37 protein-coding genes are annotated in these 13,787 nt (G+C 70.5%); 9 read left to right on the forward strand and 28 right to left on the reverse strand.

The window, feature by feature from the left end; translation table 11 throughout:
- Nucleotides 1-2 precede the first annotated feature (2 nt).
- The 7 genes from OP04_RS08200 to OP04_RS08230 form a co-directional block, all read right to left on the reverse strand.
- Entirely contained in the window at nucleotides 3-533 is a 531-nt protein-coding gene (locus OP04_RS08200) for a hypothetical protein (protein ID WP_033338891.1), read from the reverse strand.
- Nucleotides 530-775, reverse strand: coding sequence for a hypothetical protein (locus OP04_RS08205; RefSeq protein WP_033338892.1), 246 nt, complete (start codon nucleotides 773-775; stop codon nucleotides 530-532). Before OP04_RS08205 ends, OP04_RS08200 begins: the two co-directional genes overlap by 4 nt.
- 16 nt (nucleotides 776-791) lie before the next feature.
- Complete coding sequence (locus OP04_RS08210) at nucleotides 792-1,049, reverse strand: hypothetical protein (RefSeq protein WP_033338893.1); 258 nt, start codon at nucleotides 1,047-1,049, stop codon at nucleotides 792-794.
- Nucleotides 1,050-1,078: 29 nt separating this feature from the next.
- Complete coding sequence (locus tag OP04_RS08215) at nucleotides 1,079-1,477, reverse strand: hypothetical protein (protein WP_033338894.1); 399 nt, start codon at nucleotides 1,475-1,477, stop codon at nucleotides 1,079-1,081.
- A gap of 324 nt (nucleotides 1,478-1,801) precedes the next feature.
- Nucleotides 1,802-3,151, reverse strand: coding sequence for an ATP-binding protein (locus OP04_RS08220; RefSeq protein WP_033338895.1), 1,350 nt, complete (start codon nucleotides 3,149-3,151; stop codon nucleotides 1,802-1,804).
- A complete protein-coding gene (locus OP04_RS49330) occupies nucleotides 3,148-3,660 on the reverse strand; it encodes a hypothetical protein (protein ID WP_051797270.1) in 513 nt (170 codons plus the stop codon). The genes OP04_RS08220 and OP04_RS49330 overlap by 4 nt, the downstream gene beginning before the upstream one ends.
- The gene (locus tag OP04_RS08230; RefSeq protein ID WP_198153765.1) at nucleotides 3,657-3,848 is read right to left on the reverse strand and encodes a helix-turn-helix domain-containing protein; all 192 of its coding nucleotides are present in this window, start codon (nucleotides 3,846-3,848) and stop codon (nucleotides 3,657-3,659) included. The genes OP04_RS49330 and OP04_RS08230 overlap by 4 nt, the downstream gene beginning before the upstream one ends.
- A 133-nt stretch (nucleotides 3,849-3,981) precedes the next feature.
- Between OP04_RS08230 and OP04_RS08235 the strand changes: the two genes are divergently transcribed.
- Nucleotides 3,982-4,626, forward strand: a complete 645-nt coding sequence (locus OP04_RS08235) for a hypothetical protein (RefSeq protein WP_033338897.1) — start codon at nucleotides 3,982-3,984, stop codon at nucleotides 4,624-4,626.
- A gap of 59 nt (nucleotides 4,627-4,685) precedes the next feature.
- Here the strand turns inward: OP04_RS08235 and OP04_RS08240 are convergent, their stop codons facing one another.
- Nucleotides 4,686-5,021, reverse strand: a complete 336-nt coding sequence (locus OP04_RS08240; RefSeq protein WP_033338898.1) for a zinc finger domain-containing protein — start codon at nucleotides 5,019-5,021, stop codon at nucleotides 4,686-4,688.
- Between the two features lie 119 nt (nucleotides 5,022-5,140).
- Here OP04_RS08240 and OP04_RS08245 point away from each other — a divergent pair, with 119 nt between their 5' ends.
- The gene (locus OP04_RS08245) at nucleotides 5,141-5,425 is read left to right on the forward strand and encodes a hypothetical protein (RefSeq protein WP_157239477.1); all 285 of its coding nucleotides are present in this window, start codon (nucleotides 5,141-5,143) and stop codon (nucleotides 5,423-5,425) included.
- A 4-nt stretch (nucleotides 5,426-5,429) separates the two neighbouring features.
- Here the strand turns inward: OP04_RS08245 and OP04_RS08250 are convergent, their stop codons facing one another.
- The 4 genes from OP04_RS08250 to OP04_RS08260 all read right to left on the reverse strand — a co-directional run bounded on the left by OP04_RS08250 (nucleotide 5,430) and on the right by OP04_RS08260 (nucleotide 6,918).
- Complete coding sequence (locus OP04_RS08250; protein ID WP_232323513.1) at nucleotides 5,430-5,846, reverse strand: helix-turn-helix domain-containing protein; 417 nt, start codon at nucleotides 5,844-5,846, stop codon at nucleotides 5,430-5,432.
- 70 nt (nucleotides 5,847-5,916) lie between these two features.
- The gene (locus tag OP04_RS53080) at nucleotides 5,917-6,087 is read right to left on the reverse strand and encodes a hypothetical protein (RefSeq protein WP_157239479.1); all 171 of its coding nucleotides are present in this window, start codon (nucleotides 6,085-6,087) and stop codon (nucleotides 5,917-5,919) included.
- A gap of 166 nt (nucleotides 6,088-6,253) precedes the next feature.
- Nucleotides 6,254-6,670, reverse strand: a complete 417-nt coding sequence (locus OP04_RS08255; protein ID WP_033338900.1) for a hypothetical protein — start codon at nucleotides 6,668-6,670, stop codon at nucleotides 6,254-6,256.
- A complete protein-coding gene (locus OP04_RS08260; protein ID WP_033338901.1) occupies nucleotides 6,670-6,918 on the reverse strand; it encodes a hypothetical protein in 249 nt (82 codons plus the stop codon). The genes OP04_RS08255 and OP04_RS08260 overlap by 1 nt, the downstream gene beginning before the upstream one ends.
- A gap of 222 nt (nucleotides 6,919-7,140) precedes the next feature.
- On the opposite strand from OP04_RS08260, the gene OP04_RS08265 reads away from it, so the two are divergent.
- The 7 genes from OP04_RS08265 (at nucleotide 7,141) to OP04_RS08295 (ending at nucleotide 9,727) form a co-directional block, all read left to right on the forward strand.
- Nucleotides 7,141-7,758 (forward strand): hypothetical protein, encoded by a 618-nt coding sequence (locus OP04_RS08265; protein WP_033338902.1) that lies wholly within the window; start codon nucleotides 7,141-7,143, stop codon nucleotides 7,756-7,758.
- 101 nt (nucleotides 7,759-7,859) lie between these two features.
- Nucleotides 7,860-8,279, forward strand: coding sequence for a hypothetical protein (locus OP04_RS08270; protein ID WP_033338903.1), 420 nt, complete (start codon nucleotides 7,860-7,862; stop codon nucleotides 8,277-8,279).
- Between the two features lie 92 nt (nucleotides 8,280-8,371).
- Entirely contained in the window at nucleotides 8,372-8,644 is a 273-nt protein-coding gene (locus tag OP04_RS08275; RefSeq protein ID WP_033338904.1) for a hypothetical protein, read from the forward strand.
- Nucleotides 8,641-8,856 (forward strand): hypothetical protein, encoded by a 216-nt coding sequence (locus tag OP04_RS08280; RefSeq protein ID WP_033338905.1) that lies wholly within the window; start codon nucleotides 8,641-8,643, stop codon nucleotides 8,854-8,856. The genes OP04_RS08275 and OP04_RS08280 overlap by 4 nt, the downstream gene beginning before the upstream one ends.
- A 94-nt stretch (nucleotides 8,857-8,950) precedes the next feature.
- Nucleotides 8,951-9,139 (forward strand): hypothetical protein, encoded by a 189-nt coding sequence (locus tag OP04_RS08285; protein WP_033338906.1) that lies wholly within the window; start codon nucleotides 8,951-8,953, stop codon nucleotides 9,137-9,139.
- A gap of 121 nt (nucleotides 9,140-9,260) precedes the next feature.
- Nucleotides 9,261-9,530 carry a hypothetical protein gene (locus tag OP04_RS08290; protein ID WP_033338907.1) on the forward strand — a complete coding sequence of 90 codons (270 nt, stop codon included), beginning with the start codon at nucleotides 9,261-9,263 and terminating at the stop codon, nucleotides 9,528-9,530.
- On the forward strand, nucleotides 9,527-9,727 hold the full coding sequence (locus OP04_RS08295; protein ID WP_033338908.1) for a hypothetical protein: 201 nt from the start codon (nucleotides 9,527-9,529) through the stop codon (nucleotides 9,725-9,727). Before OP04_RS08290 ends, OP04_RS08295 begins: the two co-directional genes overlap by 4 nt.
- A 59-nt stretch (nucleotides 9,728-9,786) precedes the next feature.
- On the opposite strand, the gene OP04_RS08300 is transcribed toward OP04_RS08295, so the two are convergent.
- The 16 genes from OP04_RS08300 to OP04_RS08380 all read right to left on the reverse strand — a co-directional run bounded on the left by OP04_RS08300 (nucleotide 9,787) and on the right by OP04_RS08380 (nucleotide 13,714).
- Nucleotides 9,787-10,041 (reverse strand): hypothetical protein, encoded by a 255-nt coding sequence (locus OP04_RS08300; RefSeq protein WP_033338909.1) that lies wholly within the window; start codon nucleotides 10,039-10,041, stop codon nucleotides 9,787-9,789.
- Entirely contained in the window at nucleotides 10,038-10,298 is a 261-nt protein-coding gene (locus OP04_RS08305; protein WP_033338910.1) for a hypothetical protein, read from the reverse strand. Before OP04_RS08305 ends, OP04_RS08300 begins: the two co-directional genes overlap by 4 nt.
- Nucleotides 10,295-10,627: a hypothetical protein gene (locus OP04_RS08310; RefSeq protein ID WP_033338911.1), complete on the reverse strand. Its 333-nt coding sequence runs from the start codon at nucleotides 10,625-10,627 to the stop codon at nucleotides 10,295-10,297. The genes OP04_RS08305 and OP04_RS08310 overlap by 4 nt, the downstream gene beginning before the upstream one ends.
- Complete coding sequence (locus tag OP04_RS08315) at nucleotides 10,624-10,941, reverse strand: hypothetical protein (protein ID WP_157239482.1); 318 nt, start codon at nucleotides 10,939-10,941, stop codon at nucleotides 10,624-10,626. Before OP04_RS08315 ends, OP04_RS08310 begins: the two co-directional genes overlap by 4 nt.
- A complete protein-coding gene (locus tag OP04_RS08320; RefSeq protein WP_157239484.1) occupies nucleotides 10,938-11,147 on the reverse strand; it encodes a hypothetical protein in 210 nt (69 codons plus the stop codon). Before OP04_RS08320 ends, OP04_RS08315 begins: the two co-directional genes overlap by 4 nt.
- Complete coding sequence (locus OP04_RS08325; RefSeq protein ID WP_033338914.1) at nucleotides 11,144-11,365, reverse strand: hypothetical protein; 222 nt, start codon at nucleotides 11,363-11,365, stop codon at nucleotides 11,144-11,146. Before OP04_RS08325 ends, OP04_RS08320 begins: the two co-directional genes overlap by 4 nt.
- Complete coding sequence (locus tag OP04_RS08330; RefSeq protein ID WP_157239486.1) at nucleotides 11,362-11,577, reverse strand: hypothetical protein; 216 nt, start codon at nucleotides 11,575-11,577, stop codon at nucleotides 11,362-11,364. Before OP04_RS08330 ends, OP04_RS08325 begins: the two co-directional genes overlap by 4 nt.
- A 55-nt stretch (nucleotides 11,578-11,632) precedes the next feature.
- Nucleotides 11,633-11,815, reverse strand: coding sequence for a hypothetical protein (locus OP04_RS08335; RefSeq protein ID WP_033338916.1), 183 nt, complete (start codon nucleotides 11,813-11,815; stop codon nucleotides 11,633-11,635).
- Complete coding sequence (locus OP04_RS08340) at nucleotides 11,812-12,006, reverse strand: hypothetical protein (protein WP_157239489.1); 195 nt, start codon at nucleotides 12,004-12,006, stop codon at nucleotides 11,812-11,814. Before OP04_RS08340 ends, OP04_RS08335 begins: the two co-directional genes overlap by 4 nt.
- The gene (locus OP04_RS08345; RefSeq protein ID WP_033338918.1) at nucleotides 12,003-12,197 is read right to left on the reverse strand and encodes a hypothetical protein; all 195 of its coding nucleotides are present in this window, start codon (nucleotides 12,195-12,197) and stop codon (nucleotides 12,003-12,005) included. The genes OP04_RS08340 and OP04_RS08345 overlap by 4 nt, the downstream gene beginning before the upstream one ends.
- A 250-nt stretch (nucleotides 12,198-12,447) precedes the next feature.
- The gene (locus OP04_RS08355; RefSeq protein WP_033338920.1) at nucleotides 12,448-12,693 is read right to left on the reverse strand and encodes a hypothetical protein; all 246 of its coding nucleotides are present in this window, start codon (nucleotides 12,691-12,693) and stop codon (nucleotides 12,448-12,450) included.
- Entirely contained in the window at nucleotides 12,690-12,896 is a 207-nt protein-coding gene (locus OP04_RS08360; protein ID WP_033338921.1) for a hypothetical protein, read from the reverse strand. The genes OP04_RS08355 and OP04_RS08360 overlap by 4 nt, the downstream gene beginning before the upstream one ends.
- Nucleotides 12,893-13,099, reverse strand: a complete 207-nt coding sequence (locus OP04_RS08365) for a hypothetical protein (protein WP_033338922.1) — start codon at nucleotides 13,097-13,099, stop codon at nucleotides 12,893-12,895. Before OP04_RS08365 ends, OP04_RS08360 begins: the two co-directional genes overlap by 4 nt.
- A complete protein-coding gene (locus OP04_RS08370; RefSeq protein WP_033338923.1) occupies nucleotides 13,096-13,329 on the reverse strand; it encodes a hypothetical protein in 234 nt (77 codons plus the stop codon). The genes OP04_RS08365 and OP04_RS08370 overlap by 4 nt, the downstream gene beginning before the upstream one ends.
- Nucleotides 13,326-13,517 (reverse strand): hypothetical protein, encoded by a 192-nt coding sequence (locus OP04_RS08375; protein WP_033338924.1) that lies wholly within the window; start codon nucleotides 13,515-13,517, stop codon nucleotides 13,326-13,328. The genes OP04_RS08370 and OP04_RS08375 overlap by 4 nt, the downstream gene beginning before the upstream one ends.
- Nucleotides 13,514-13,714 carry a hypothetical protein gene (locus tag OP04_RS08380; protein WP_033338925.1) on the reverse strand — a complete coding sequence of 67 codons (201 nt, stop codon included), beginning with the start codon at nucleotides 13,712-13,714 and terminating at the stop codon, nucleotides 13,514-13,516. The genes OP04_RS08375 and OP04_RS08380 overlap by 4 nt, the downstream gene beginning before the upstream one ends.
- Between the last annotated feature and the right edge of the window lie 73 nt (nucleotides 13,715-13,787).

Below are 13,787 nucleotides of genomic sequence, written 5' to 3' on the forward strand. Positions count from 1 at the left end.
CCTCAGTTCGTGGCGAGCAGGTGGCGGAGGCAGCGCTCGGCCGCCCGTGCGTCGTAGAGCGGGTGGTGCGGGGACCCGTCTGGGAGCGGCAGGCCGTGCCGGGTCAGATAGTCGTCGACGGACAGCGGCGGCTCGCCCTTCGCGAGCAGCACGGACGACACGTCGTAGAGCGGGTACGGGCCTTCCCAGACCCGTTCGTGCGAGTACACGTCCAGGAGCAGGCGGGCCTCGACCGGCCAGGCCACGTGCGCGGCGAGCGGGATCTCCCGGCCGCCCCACTTTTCGATCTGCATGCCGATCTGGGCGAGCATCTGCGGGTAGCCGCCGGGGCAGTTGACCGGGATGTCCGTGATGACGGGCAGGACGTTGTCGGCGACCCAGGCGTTCGTGACGGCCTCGCCGATTCCGCAGCGGCGGACGAAGGTGTCCAGCTCGCCGGACGGGTCGGAGAGAGTCATGGCGACGGCGAACGCGCGGCCGGCGAGGCCGTTCGTTTCGGCGTCGATGCTGATCAGGCGGTCGAGCGCGGTCACTGGTTCTCCTCGGTGCCGGTGTTCGGGGTCTCGGCCAGCCACTCGACGCGCAGCCGGTCGGCGATCGCGTCGTTCTCCTGGGCCTGGCCGTCGAGCCAGCGCAGGTGGCAGCGGAGCGTGCACGTCACGGTCAGGGCGCATCCGGAGCGCGGGTCACCGCCGATGACGGGGTCGTTCGTGCAGTCCTCGTCCGGGTGGAACGGCTCGGCAGCCGGGTGGCTGGCGGCGGGCTGGTGGAGCATTCGGCGTCTCCTTCGGTCAGTAGGTCAGGGCTCGGTACTCGGCCCACCGCTCGCGCTCGTACTTGGCCTCTTCGTTGGCGCAGTCGGTCTCGAACTGGGCGCGGATGCAGCCGTCGGCGGTGCATGGCCACGGGTCGACGATTCGGCTCTTCGGGGTGTGTTCGTTCAGCCACGGGGCGTTCGGGTCGGGCTCGACGATCCGGTGCCCGTGGGTGCACCAGGTGCCCCAGCGGTCGGCGGGGACGTCGTTGATCAGGGCGGGCAGCGCGGTCATGTGGGTCTCCTCGGGTGCGGTCGGGATGGTCAGAGCTGGCCGAGCCGGTTCATGCGCCGGAACTTCGGCAGGTCGGCGCACGCGCCGCACAGGTGCCAGTTCTCGCGTCGGCCGACGGAAAGCTGCGCGGGCGCGAGGCAGTCCTGGGCCTGGTCGCCGGTGGCGCGCATCTGGGTGCCGGGCGACCACTCGCACAGCTCGGTGCCGGTGGGCTGGACGACGTCGACTTGGGTCCAGCCGCGGCCGATGACCGCGTAGATCTGGACGGTCGTCCGGCGGCGGTTCGCGGCCTGCCAGGCGGTCGCGTACGCGGCGGTCTTCGAGGTGGCGCGGACGACGTTGAGGCCGCCGGCGAACGTGCCCCAGGTCGTGTTGTCGGGGGCGGCGACGGACTCGGCGATGTCCTTGGCGAAGCTGATGCCGATCATCTGGGTCTCCTCGGGTTGTGGTTGAAGGTCAAGAGCGCACCGACGGAAGGTGGGCTCGGATTTCTCATCTACGACTTGCGGTAGTAGTTCGCCACTTTTAGTTCGCCACCTCGCCGGGCCGGTCTGTAGTTCGCCAGTTCGCCACCTCCTTTAGGGGTGGCGAACTGGCGAACAGCGGTGACCTGCGGAAATGAAGATCAAATGCCGGATTAGGGGTGGCGAACTGACAAACTGGCCCTGACCTGCAAAAACGCAAGATCACTGTCCGGCTCGCCAGTTCGCCACTTCAAGGTGGCGAACTGCGGCGAACTGGCGAACTAGCGCTCACGCCGCCTCCTGTTCGATTCGGCAGGCCCGGCACAGCACGTGCCCGGCCGCCACGTCCGCCGGTGTGATGTGGGCGCGATCCTGCTGGCACCACGTCCGCTCATCCGGCGTGGACATGTCCACATCGTCCGGGTCCGCGCCCGACAGGAGCGCCAGCGTGGCCCGGCCCGTTCCGGTGATGTCGTGCAGGCGCGAGTTCGACCGGCCCGGCACGACCAGCACGTAGCCGCGCGACACCGCGTCCGCGAGCGCCTTCCGCACGTCGTTGCGGCCGACGCCCTGGACCTTCAGCTTCTTCTCGATCGCGTCCGCCGACTGACCCTGGTTGTCGCGCACGTAGACCAGCAGCTTCGCCAGCGCCTCGGACTGCTCGGTCGCCTTCCGCCCGCCCTCGACAAACGTCAGGTGCCGAGTCCGGGAGTCGTGCAGCAGTCGGCCCTCGCGCACGTCCACATCACGGCCGTACGCGGAGAAGAACCGCGGCGAGTCCGGCGCCGGCTCGGCATTCGGGTCCTTCTCGTCGCGCTGGCGCAGAATCCGCCAGTTCACGTCCGGCCAGCCGATCAGCCGCGACGCGCCACGCGACCGCTCGGCCCCGTGACCCATGTGGTGGATCAGCAGCACCTCGTCCACGTCCGCCTCGGCGGCGGCCGAGGTGAGCCCGTCGAGGAGCTGCCCGACCTCGGTGTTGTCGTTCTCGGAGATGCCGAGCGCGGACAGGACCGGCGACAGGCAGTCGATGATCCAGACCTTGACGTTGGCGGCCTTCAAGCGCTCGACCCACTTCGCGCGGATCTCGACGTCCCGCAGGTCGAACCGGGCAGCCTTGCCTCGCTCGGTCCACACAGCCACGCAGTGCTTGTTGATGATGCCCTGGTCGGCCAGCCACCTCTTGACCCCGCGGCGTGGCATCTCGAAGTCGAGGACCGCGACGGTTTCTTCGTCGCGGACTGGCTCGACCGGGTAGATGCCGAGAAAGGGGGCGCCGTCGACCAGGACCCGGACCGTGTTCCCGGTCGTGGTGGTCTTGCCCGCCTTCGCGCCGGCGGCGAGGAGCACATGCCCGCCGCGCGGCCAGACACCCTGGATCCGCCACGCCTCGGTCTCATCCTCCTCGTCGAGGAGCGTGGTAAGCAGGGTCGGCTCGGGGACCTCGACGGTCTTGCCGTCCTCGGAGTCGAGGAGGCGGCGGGCGTCGCGGCGGGCACGCTGCCGCATGACCTCGTCGTCGAGGTACGCCCGGTAGCGCTCGGCCTTGAGGGTTTCCCGCATGTCGTCGGACTCGTCGTCGGCGAGGGTCGCCGCCCAGGACGCTTCGAGGTCGTCGACATCCGGTGGGTTCGTCACGCCGCAGTCCGTCGCTCGGAGGCTCGCTGGGTGCGGCGCAGCCAGGCGCACGCCGATCCGACCGGCATGCCGGTCTCCCAGTCGACGGGGCCGCCGCGGTAGCGATAGCCGGCGGGGAGGCCGAGCCGTGCGTTGAGGCGTTCCCGGGCCGCCTCAGACTCGGCCGCGCGCAGGGCGACCTGCTCGGCGTGAAGCGCTCGGACGGTGTCGGCGCTGAGGTCGGCGCAGCGCACCTCAGCGCAGCCGATCAGGTGGGTGGCGGTCCGCCCGGACTCGTAGGCGAGGTGCATGAGGTAGGCGACCTGCTCGCGGGTGAACGTGTCCTGCGTGGCGAGCGCGTCGACGGCCTGGAGAGTGACACCCGCAGTGAGGACCGTCTGCGCGGATGGCGCGTTTGGGCTGTCGCGTTCCTTGACGTTCTGGCAAGCTGTCGGCATGTGATGGCCTTCCAAGGTCATGGACAGCGCCGGGGTCTCGACACCCTGGCGCTGTTTCTTTTCCGGGGTCATGCGGCTGCTGTGCCTTGCCGCTCCCGGTCGACGTACGCGCGCAGGTCGGTGCCCTCGAACCGGAGACGGCCGCCCAGCTTGAACGGGGTCAGCTGGCCCGTTTTGATCAGCTCGAACAGTCGGGTCTTGCCGATCCGTAGGTACGTCTGCGCTTCGCGCGAGGTGTAGTACGACGAGGTCAATGCCAACCTCCAAGAGTTGGGCGTATTTCTTGCCGACCCCATCTGATCACGGTCCGGAACAGTTCGCAAGAGTTCGGCCCGGTTCTTGCCGGGGATCGTCCCCGATGATCACCCGAACGTGAGCTGATACCGTCCACCCGTGCCCGACCAGCCCGTCTTCATCGACGCCAACGTCCTCGCCCAGCTACTTCGTGAGCAGGCGGACGGCGAGTGGATGCGATGGGAAGGCGGCCCCGCCGGCATCCCCGACGCCACCCTCTGGGCGCATTTCAAGCCGGACGCGGACGGTCGAAAGGTCATGGTCGGGATGGTGCTGCTCACCGACGGCATCACCTCAGCGGACCTACGACGCATCCCGGTCGGCGAGCTCGAAAAGGCGTACGCAAACAGGACTGCCGAGCCGGACGACGACCCCGCCACGCTGCCGCCGCTACGCCGCGGCGATTCGTCGTACGACGAGTTCCTGCGCCTGCTCGCTCGGCATTACCTCGCGCACGCACAGCGCACAACCCGGCCAGCGGCGGCAATCGTAAAGGAGAGCGGGGAGAAGTCGGCGACGGTCCACGGCTGGATCCACGACGCACGGCAACGCGGAATCCTTCCGGAGGCACAACGAGGGAAGCGCATCCGGGAGATAGACGTTGCGGAGAGCGTCCGGGAAAAAGACTGGGCAGACTCTCTTCGGCGGGCGGGGTTCGACCTGGGTCCGCAAATCGAGTGGTCGCCGGAAACACGGCGCCGGTTCGCGGAGCACGAGGCTCGCCGCAAGGCCGACGAGGCGTAGCCGGACACGACGAAGGCCCGCCGCTCCCATCAGAAGCGCGCGGGCCTTCAGCGTTTCGGTCAGGCGTTCCAGTTGAGGTGCGACGCGCCGGCCTTCCGGAGGCGCCGGGCGGCCAGCGTCAACCGACCGGCATGGACCCGCCACTCGCCGCGCCACGACCACAGAACGGGCTTCTTCTGCTCCCTCGCGCCCGTGCAGGCCGCCCCCGGCGCCGCACCGCACTTCGGGCATTCCAGTGCTTCGACCAGGGCGATCGTCGCCAGGCTGTACCTGAGTTCGATCTCTTTGATCTCGGGTGTGACGCCGCCGGTACCGGCTTCCTGGTTCGCTCGCTGCGCGGCCACGAACTCCGGCAACGCGGCGTCGAACGCTTTCGTGGGGGACGCTTCTGTCATGGCTCGGCATCGTAGCCGCGTGTCCAGGATGGTGTCCGATCCACGAGCGGGCGGGGTCCAGACGATCCACTGCCGCCGGCGGGCGGGACAACTGGCGTCCGATTGCTACGGTCGCCCACATGCGTCAGTGGATCGTCATCGGCCTATCCGTTGTGGGTGGCGGGCTCGAACTCGCCGCCGTCATTCTCGCCTGGACCGGCGCACGCCGCGAATATCTGAAGGCCCAGAACGGCCCCGGCGAGCAGGAGCGGTTCACCTACGCGGACCTGAAACGCACGCCGCGCATCATCCGCATCCACATCGCCGCCTCCACCTGGCGCGGAGCAACGACAGCTCTGATCCTGCTCGGCGCCGGCGTCATTCTCAGCACCGCGGCGAACGTAGTCGGCGCGATCGGCAGCTGACCGCCTATCGGTCCGCGGCCGCTGTCGGCCCGTAGACGATGCCCAGGCCGGGGACCTCCTGGGCGACGCGGGCGACGACTGCCCGATGCCAGGCCGCGGGCAGGTCTACGCCGGGATGCGCGGCCCGGTAGTCGGCGTCGGTGCGGTAGACGATGACGGCCGGGTCGGGCACGTCGGCCAGCGCTTTCACGATGCCGTCGACGAATTCGGCGGTGCGCTGTTCCAGGTCTTCAACGGCGAGCCGGACCCCGTCCGGGACCTCGTATTTGCCATGCTCCCAGTGGCGGACGGTCCGGCCGGACACGCCGAGGTGCGCGGCGAGGGCGTCGCCGGTGAGGCCGAGGTGTTCGCGGACGACGCGGAGTTCGGCGTCGGTCATGCGTTCGTCGTCGGGCATTCCGGGCGGGTCGGCGTAGTCCACGGTGGCTCCTGGATATGGGTCAGCCCCGGCTGGTCGGCCGGGGCTGGACGGGTGGTTCGGGTGGGGGCGGTCAGCCGCGGTAGACGCCGTCGTCGTCGGTGTTGGTGAGCAGGTCGCGGAGGTGGGTCTCGGTGGTGTCGTCGAGCTCGGCGGTCTGCGGGGTGTCGTTGAGGTCGGCGAGGGCCTGGACCTCGTGGGGCTGCATGTTGTATTCGGCGGCGAGGCTGGCGATGGTGGTCATGTCCGGTTCCTTCCGGCGGTGGCTGGGGCTGTTCCCCTGCCGACACCCCAAACGCTAGCTTCCTAAATTAGGAAGCGCAAGCGACATCACTCCGAAGTGGCCAGAACGCGCAGACGCCCGCGGCCGTCACGGAGACGGCACAGCGGGCATCGGGCGCGAGCAGGAGTCAGTACCCGCCGGCGTCAATCAGCCACACCTGCCCACCGTTGGCGTGAACGTTGCCCGGGTTGAAGTCGGCGGCGCCTTCGAGAATCGGGTACGGGCGGGCCACGGATCCGTCGTCGGGCAGGTACGGCATCGCAACCACGGTGGCCGTCTCCTCGTCGCCGTAGACGGTCAGCGTCACCTCGAACAGGCTGACCTCGGGCGCGTGTCGGTGACCATCGGCGCGGAGCCGGGTCAGGGTGGCGACCTCGCGCCGGTTGGCGCCGTCGACGCCGACCTTGTAGACGGTGGTGCCGTCGGCGGACAGGTAGACGGTGCGGTGGGCGCCCTGGCCGATCTGCTCGACGCCGTCCGGGAGGTCGAGGTCCAGGTAGTGGGCGGAGGCGATCACAGTCGCTTCGGCGCGGGTGCCGGGCATTAGGCGGCGTCCTTGGGCGACTTGCGGCGGGCTCGGACCGCCTCACGCGCTTCGGGTTTGAGTGCCTGGCGGACGGTCTCGCGGCTGTAGCCGGTGACGCGGATGATGTCGACCTGCCGCATGCCCTCGTCGGCGGCGCGCTGGATCTCGGCGTCGCGGGTGTCGCGGCGCTGCGTTTCGAGTCGCGCGATGTGCTCGCCGGCTTGGTCGTAGGCGGCTACGACGGCGCGGAGTTCGTCTTCTGTCACGTCTCAATCTTGGCACGTCAGGGTTGGCCTAGCAAGTCATGGCCTAACGTGGCTTGACATCCAATCCTCGCTTGGCCTAACGTTGGTTGCAGCAAGGCACCGGGGTTCCCGCCCCGGACAGCAAGAAGCCCCGGCAGGGTTCCCGCCCCGCCGGGGCACGCGAGACAGGGTTCCCGCCCCGCCTCGCGAAGACCGACCCTGACGCAACAGGAGCCGATCACCATGCAAGGTACCAACCAGGCCGGCACCGTCATCGCCGAGCGCACCTACGGCACCCTCACGCTCTCCCTGACCACCGCGATCGACGGATTCACCGTCAACGCCCGGTCCGGGATGAACCGCCACGACGAGCTGACCAAGGGCTTCGGCGCCATCCCGGCCGCCCGCGACTACTGGGGCCGGGTCGCCTACCTCGCCCAGGCCCAGATGCCCGCCTCGCAGATCATCGAGAAGCTCGGCCAGGCCGACGGCAGCTACGAGTGGAACGCCCCCGCCCCCGCGCCGGTCGAGCCGGCCGCCACGCTGGCCGACTTCGCCGTCGACCGCGGCCGCCAGGTCCCCGTCCGCCGGTCCGGCGCCCACACCAAGCCGCCGACCCCGGCCACGATCCGCGCCCTGCTCGTCGCCCTGGAGCACGGCCGCGTCTGGCGAGCCGGCAGGCACAACAACAAGCACATCACCGCCCGTCGGGACAGCCTCGACGCCGCCGGGTCGAAGCTGCTGCTCAAGCTCACCCCCGCGCCCGGCACCCGCCGCGGTGACTGGCTGTACGGCGAGCTGACCGACGCCGGCCGCAAGCTCCTCGCCCAGCTAGGGCACGCCGCGGCGCTCGCCGCCTAGTTCTTTCCTCTCCCCCGTAATGGCTGGCCGGGCGTTGTCCCGGCACAGGACAGCGTCCGGCCAGCCGCCCCTGATCTCCCCTTCCAGGACTGGAGTCCGCCGTGAGCACGCCGACCATCGACACGAACGTCTTCCACATCTCGCACAACACGTTCCGCCCGATCCTCGTCTGCCTCGCCGACGGGACCCGCCGCGCCGGCCTGGCCCTCGGCTTCGACGTCACGTCGACCGGCCAGCGGAAGCTGTACGTCGGCGACCGTTTCTCCTGCCCCGCCCCGGTCGACCTGGCCGACGTCGTCCACGTCGAGTTCTGCGACTGGACGACCGTCGCCGAGGTCCGTGCCGACGAGCAGGCCGAGGCCGAGCTGCGCGCCGAGGAGCTGCAGGCGTCCAGGGTTCGGCCGGTCCGGCAGCCGCGCCGCAAGCGCCCGTCCCGGACGGTCCTGCGCCACGAGGCGATCGACGAGTCCGCGGGCCGCCGCCGGCACCGGACCGCGGGCCGCGCCCGGATCGCCGCCTGATCTTTACTCCCTCCCCGCTGGCCGGGCGCGTCACAGACCCCCCGCTGGACGCGCCCGGCCAGCCCTCCCGCATCTGAAAGCGAGACCACCGCATGAGCGACATCCGTGCCGCGTTCCGCCGCGACTACGCCCTCAAAGCCGCCCGCCGGGACGCGGAGTCCAGCCTGAACGTCACCATCTGGGCCAGGGAGAACGGCGAGCACCCGACGATCGGGTTCACCGCCAGCCTCCAGGGCGGGGAGAGCATCCTCGGGATCGTCACCGCCATCGACGGCGACCTGGTGACCGTCGTCCAGGACTCCGACCGGGGCACCACCAAGTTCGACATCAACGAGATCGTCTCGACGAACACCTACAACCGATGAGCGGCATCATCGACGAGCTCGCCCCTGACGTCGCCGATGTGTTTGCGCAGGCGGAGCGGGTCGCCGTCGAGGTCAACGCCTACCTTGCGGTCATGGATCACGGCCCGTTCAGCCTGACGATCGGCCTCGGGGTCTTCGTTCTCGGCATCGACCGCCGGGAGCAGATCATCGGATACGCGGCCGCGCTCGGCGTCGAGGTCACCTTCCGCTGACCGGCCCGCCTCCGTCCAGCCCGAGCGCACGACCGGCCGGGCTGTGGCGGTGGCAGGCCGGACAGCCCGGACCTCGACCAGCAGGAGCAGCAGCATGCATGCCTACTACGTCACGTACACCTTCACCGGCCCGCGCGGTGGTGGCGGCGGTGCGGTCGACATCACCCGCCCGCAGCCGATCCGTACTGCGAACGACATCTACGGGGTCGCCGAATTCATCCGTGACCGGAACAACTTCGACACGGTGGTCGTCCAGAACTGGATCGAGATCGAGCCCGCCTGACCGCCGTGCTTCCGGCCCGCCCGATCGCGCCTGCTCGGGCGGGCACTCGGTGGCCGACCGGCCAGCCGCCGCCGTCCTCTTCCCCGGACGGCGGCGGACCCTCTCCCCGCAAGGAGCCCGCATGACCGCACCCACCCTCGCCGACCTGGACTTCTTCATCACCGAGTCGGACCCCGGCCACGCCCACTACGAGTTCCCCGGCGGCCGCGGCGCGAACGTCACCGTCGACCCGGACAGCATCTGGCCGTACGAGCTGGAGGTCGACCCAACCGACGACGAGCCCGCCACCGACAGCATGCGGGGCGTCATCGTCAGGTCCGGGCTGACCGCGGACGAGGTCATCGGCTGCCTGTCGAGGCTCGCCGCTGGCCAGCTGCTCGGCGCCGCGTGACCGCCACCCCGACCGTCCTGGACGCGGCTCAGTTGGCCGGCGCGGCCGAGGACGGCGAGTCCTGCCCTACCTGCGCTGCCCCGCCGACCACCGGGACGCTCTCGTTCGACGACCGCGGCCCGTACCAGCAGATCAGCGTCCGCACCTACGCGTGCCCCGACGGGCACACGTGGCGGTCCGAGACCGACGGCGGCTGACCGCGCCCAGCAAGAAGCCCCGCCCGGTGATCCGGTGCGGGGCTTCTTCGCGCCTGCGGTCAGAGGTCCAGGAACTCGACCGCCCATGTGACGTGCGGTCTGGTCTCGGCGGACTCCCGCTTGCTGCAGTCCTCGACCGCGCCGGCCTCCGTGTCGTGGCTGGCCACGATCCGCTCAGCCGGGCTGGTCCGGACCGCAGCCGCGCATTCGAGCAGGCCCGGCTCGTCGTACGAGGCCGTCTCGTATCGGTGCTCGTACCGGCCGGCCAGGTGCTCCCGGTCGACGTGCTCGACGACCTGCCACGGGCCGGTCACGACACCACCTCGAACCCGGCCCGGAACGCGGCCGGAGCCACGACCTCGACCTCACCGGACGGGCGGCGGACCGCCCACCAGCCCAAACCCACCGGCACGACACCGTCGCCGAAGACCAGGTCCAGGGTCGGCGACCACCAGCGGCGCTCCCACCGGCCCGTACCCAGCGCGGCGACCTGGTCGGCGTTCCGACCCGTCCAGCGCACGGCGGTCACCGTCGTGCCCGGGAAGCCACGCCGGACGTAGACGCCGCTCATGACGGGCCGCCTTCCGCAGCCAGCCGTACCGCCTCGGCGTCCATAATCCCGTCGATCAGCCCGGCCCACTCCGGCGTCAGCTCGTCGAACAAGTCGGTGCCCTGCCGGCGCTCCCCGCCCTCGACCGCGTCGATCCAGCACCAGCCGTCATCGTCCGGCGGCGACACCGACCGGACGGTCAGCCGGTCCGGGCCGCCGTACGAGTCGTCTCGCCACACGACCATCCCGGGTCGCATGTCCGGCCACACGTGTGTGACCCGGTCCCAGTCCGGAACCCGCTGCGCCAGGTCGCGCCAGTCGGTGCGTTCGCGCTGCCACGGCCACTTCACTCGTCGTCCTCCTCGTCCTCGGGCACGCCGTCGAACGCGGCGTGAAAGGCACGGATGGTGGTGGCGTCCGCGACCTGGGCGGGCTCAACCGTCTCGTCATGCCAGCCGTCGCTCGCCTCAGCCATCTCCGCGGCGAAGAACTGTTGACCGCCGTGGTAGCGGCCGGCGCCGAGCGGTAGGCCGGACAGGCGGTCCAGGTCGGCGTCACGGGCCTCGACGGTGTCGTACGGGCCGATGATCAGCCGGGCCTCCATCTCCTCCCGGCCGGACATGTAGTTGATGAAACGGATCGCGGGACGGTCGTCGCGGGTCACGGCGTCCACCTCAGCGGGTAGGCGACCCGGGCGAGCTCGTGCAGGACGTGCGCCTCCGTCGTCGACTCCACCGGGCCGACAGCCGGCCGCGGCGAGTCGACGTGCACGCACACCGTGCCGTCGTCCAGCTCGCACGACACGACGATGCCCTCCGCAGCCAGGCTCACGCGCACGGCGTCGACCCGGTCCATCACCGGCGCGGTCACCACGGCACCTCGTCGTACACCGGCACCGCGGTCAGCTCGACCGTCGCCGAGTCCGAGACAGTCACGATCTTGCCCAGCCGATCCAGGACCAGGCCGGCCGTCTCGTCCCGGGTCTGCGGCTCGTCGACGATCACGACCCCGGAGTGCGTCGACCAGTCGCCCTCGACCACCCGATACCGGTACTCGCCCGCCTCCAGCACCTCGTCGGGCGCGGTCACGACGCCACCCGCGGGGCGACGTCGGCGGGCCGGACCTGGAACTCGTACATCTGCCACTCGGAATACGCCTGCGACCACTCCTGCACGTCGTAGCGGCCGTCCGCGGCCTGGCCGGCGATCCAGTCGTGGGCGGCCTGCTCCGTGTCGTGCTCTACCGGTCCGGTGTTGCCGGACGTGTCGACGGTCCGCCACATGCTGCCTTTCAAGGTCATGTAGTCCTCCTCGGGACGTGAAGAGGGCCCGGCACAGATGGCCGGGCCCGAGGGGTTAGTGCAGGTAGTCGATGTGGTTGCCCGCGGCCTCGACCACGTCGTTCAGCGAGCGCCGCCCGTCCGTGTCGAGCAGGCCATGCCGGTCGCAGCGGGCCGCGTAGCCCTCCCCGTCGTCGGACAGGACGATCTCGACCAGCGGCGTCGTGCCGTCGTCGGCGGTCACCCAGGTGCGGCTCACGCCGCCTCCCCGATGTCCTCGGGCGTGACGCCCTGCTCGTGCAGGTCCCAGCCGATACAGCCCGGCCGGCGCTCCTGGACCTCGAACCGGGACCCGGCAGGCTGGCCGGCGATCCACGCATAGCAGGCGTCCTGGCCGTCGTGCTCGACCTCAACACCCAGCTGGTCGATCGTCTTGAACGCGGCGGTCACGGCGCTGGCCTCCACTCGACCAGGCCGTCCGGTGTCGGCTGCGACACGACCCCGCCCGGACCGAGGGTGATGTCCGGCTCGGTAACGATCTCGGTCAAGAGCCCCTCGTCGACCTCCAACAGCAGGTCACCGCGGCCGTCCGTGCGGATCATCGGCAGGTAGCGGGCCGGCGCCTCACCGGCGGCGGTCACGACCGGCTCCGCGGCTGCCGCTGGGTTGCGACCCGGTCCTCGGTCTGCTGCCGGGCAGCGGCAGCCTCAGGCGTTGCGCGCAGCGCTGCCGCGGTCGACGCAACCAGGGTCTGGTCCCCGGACCGCTGGGCGGCTTGGAAGTCCTGGGCGAGCTGGGAGAAACTAGCCATGCTGATCCCCTCCTTCGTGGGGGTTCGGTAGGTGGGGAGCGGCGTCGCTTTCCAGGGCTGGAGCCGCTCCCCGCGCATCGTCAGTTCGTCTTGCGGTTGACCTGGTACGTCACGTCAGCCCACAACGACCGCCTGCGGGCCGGACCCTCGCCGTCGTCGAGCCACACCCACGCCATCGGACGACCGTGGTCCTGGTCGCCGGGGCAGTTGAAGTCCCCGACCGGACTGACCTCGACGACGAACCCGCCGCGGGCCGGCTCGTCACCGGAGTCCAGGAACAGGAAGTCGCCGGGCTGCACGTCGGCGAGACTGACGGTGTCGCTCACTGCCCCTCCTTCGGATAGGCCGCCGCATGCAGCCGGGCGTGCTCCTCGGTCTGCCGGAACGCTTCTGCGCCGCCTGTGTGGTCGCCGCCGTGGTCGAGACGCCACGCGGCGATGAAACGGTCGTGCGCCTCGGCCCACGCCCACCACTCCGCGCTGACACCGTCCGGCCGCGGCCGGTCGTAAACCTCCAGCGAATCGCTCACTGCGGGTCCCCGATCCGCGACCGAATCGCCTCGTCGAGACTGTCGAACCCGGTGCCGTCCGGCTCCTGCCCGTCGTCCCAGGCGACGAACCCGCCCAACTGGCCCGGCCCGACGTAGACGACGCCGTTGCCTCCGTCGACCTTGACGCAGCCGTGCCCGCAGACCAGAACGGTCACCCGCGAGTCGTTCGCGTAGGCGCTCACTGCGGGATCTCCGCGAGGAACCGGTCCAGGGCCTCGTCCGGGCTGGCGTGCTGCTGCCGCTCCGGGTCACCCTCCGTCCAGTACGACTCGGCCTCCACGCCGTTCGCGCCGGCGAACAACTCGACGCGTGCGTGCGTATGGGCGGCGCCGGGCCAGCACAGCACGTCCCAGCCGTTGCCGTTCCAGGCCAGGTTCTCGTGGCCGTCGTACTTCGTCTTCGGGGCGGTCACGCCGGCACCTCCGCCGACGCCTCACGGGCAACGATCGGGAACGGCCAGCCGTCCAGGGGCACGCCAGGGAACTCGGACGCCGCCCCCGTCTCCCGCCGCAGCCCGGCCGGGATCGGCAGGTCGCACATGCAGCAGTTCTCGCCCGTGCCGCGGCCGACACAGCCGGGGCACTCGGTGCGGCCGTTCACGCCGCCACCATGTTCAGCGCCACACCGACCGCGTCGTCCTCGGACGCCCAGCCGATCGCTGCCCCGCCGTCGGCGATGGACAGGTCCGGGCCGGTGTAGATACCCCAGCCGAGCACGGGGTTCGGCAGGACCCGCAGGTCACCAACCTTGTAGCCGTCGCCGGAACGCTCGACGGCCGGGTTGTCCAGGTTGCTCACGATGGTTCTCCTTGTCTCCGCTGAGCGGGATGCTCTGGCGGTCTCCTTGACGCACCCCGTGGGATGCGTCGCG

The sequence above is a fragment of the Catenuloplanes japonicus genome, assembly GCF_000717135.1.
GTDB lineage: Bacteria > Actinomycetota > Actinomycetes > Mycobacteriales > Micromonosporaceae > Catenuloplanes > Catenuloplanes japonicus.

Excerpts from the sequence above, each read along its gene's own strand:
- OP04_RS08265 (WP_033338902.1), top strand. The coding sequence starts at position 7,141 with ATGCAAGGTACCAACCAGGCCGGCACCGTCATCGCCGAGCGCACCTAC.
- OP04_RS08245 (WP_157239477.1), top strand. The coding sequence starts at position 5,141 with ATGCGTCAGTGGATCGTCATCGGCCTATCCGTTGTGGGTGGCGGGCTC.
- OP04_RS08215 (WP_033338894.1), bottom strand. The coding sequence starts at position 1,477 with ATGATCGGCATCAGCTTCGCCAAGGACATCGCCGAGTCCGTCGCCGCC.
- OP04_RS08330 (WP_157239486.1), bottom strand. The coding sequence starts at position 11,577 with ATGACCTTGAAAGGCAGCATGTGGCGGACCGTCGACACGTCCGGCAAC.
- OP04_RS08210 (WP_033338893.1), bottom strand. The coding sequence starts at position 1,049 with ATGACCGCGCTGCCCGCCCTGATCAACGACGTCCCCGCCGACCGCTGG.
- OP04_RS08305 (WP_033338910.1), bottom strand. The coding sequence starts at position 10,298 with ATGAGCGGCGTCTACGTCCGGCGTGGCTTCCCGGGCACGACGGTGACC.
- OP04_RS08285 (WP_033338906.1), top strand. The coding sequence starts at position 8,951 with ATGCATGCCTACTACGTCACGTACACCTTCACCGGCCCGCGCGGTGGT.
- OP04_RS08290 (WP_033338907.1), top strand. The coding sequence starts at position 9,261 with ATGACCGCACCCACCCTCGCCGACCTGGACTTCTTCATCACCGAGTCG.
- OP04_RS08280 (WP_033338905.1), top strand. The coding sequence starts at position 8,641 with ATGAGCGGCATCATCGACGAGCTCGCCCCTGACGTCGCCGATGTGTTT.
- OP04_RS08255 (WP_033338900.1), bottom strand. The coding sequence starts at position 6,670 with ATGCCCGGCACCCGCGCCGAAGCGACTGTGATCGCCTCCGCCCACTAC.
- OP04_RS08205 (WP_033338892.1), bottom strand. The coding sequence starts at position 775 with ATGCTCCACCAGCCCGCCGCCAGCCACCCGGCTGCCGAGCCGTTCCAC.
- OP04_RS53080 (WP_157239479.1), bottom strand. The coding sequence starts at position 6,087 with ATGACCACCATCGCCAGCCTCGCCGCCGAATACAACATGCAGCCCCAC.
- OP04_RS08275 (WP_033338904.1), top strand. The coding sequence starts at position 8,372 with ATGAGCGACATCCGTGCCGCGTTCCGCCGCGACTACGCCCTCAAAGCC.
- OP04_RS49330 (WP_051797270.1), bottom strand. The coding sequence starts at position 3,660 with ATGACCCCGGAAAAGAAACAGCGCCAGGGTGTCGAGACCCCGGCGCTG.
- OP04_RS08240 (WP_033338898.1), bottom strand. The coding sequence starts at position 5,021 with ATGACAGAAGCGTCCCCCACGAAAGCGTTCGACGCCGCGTTGCCGGAG.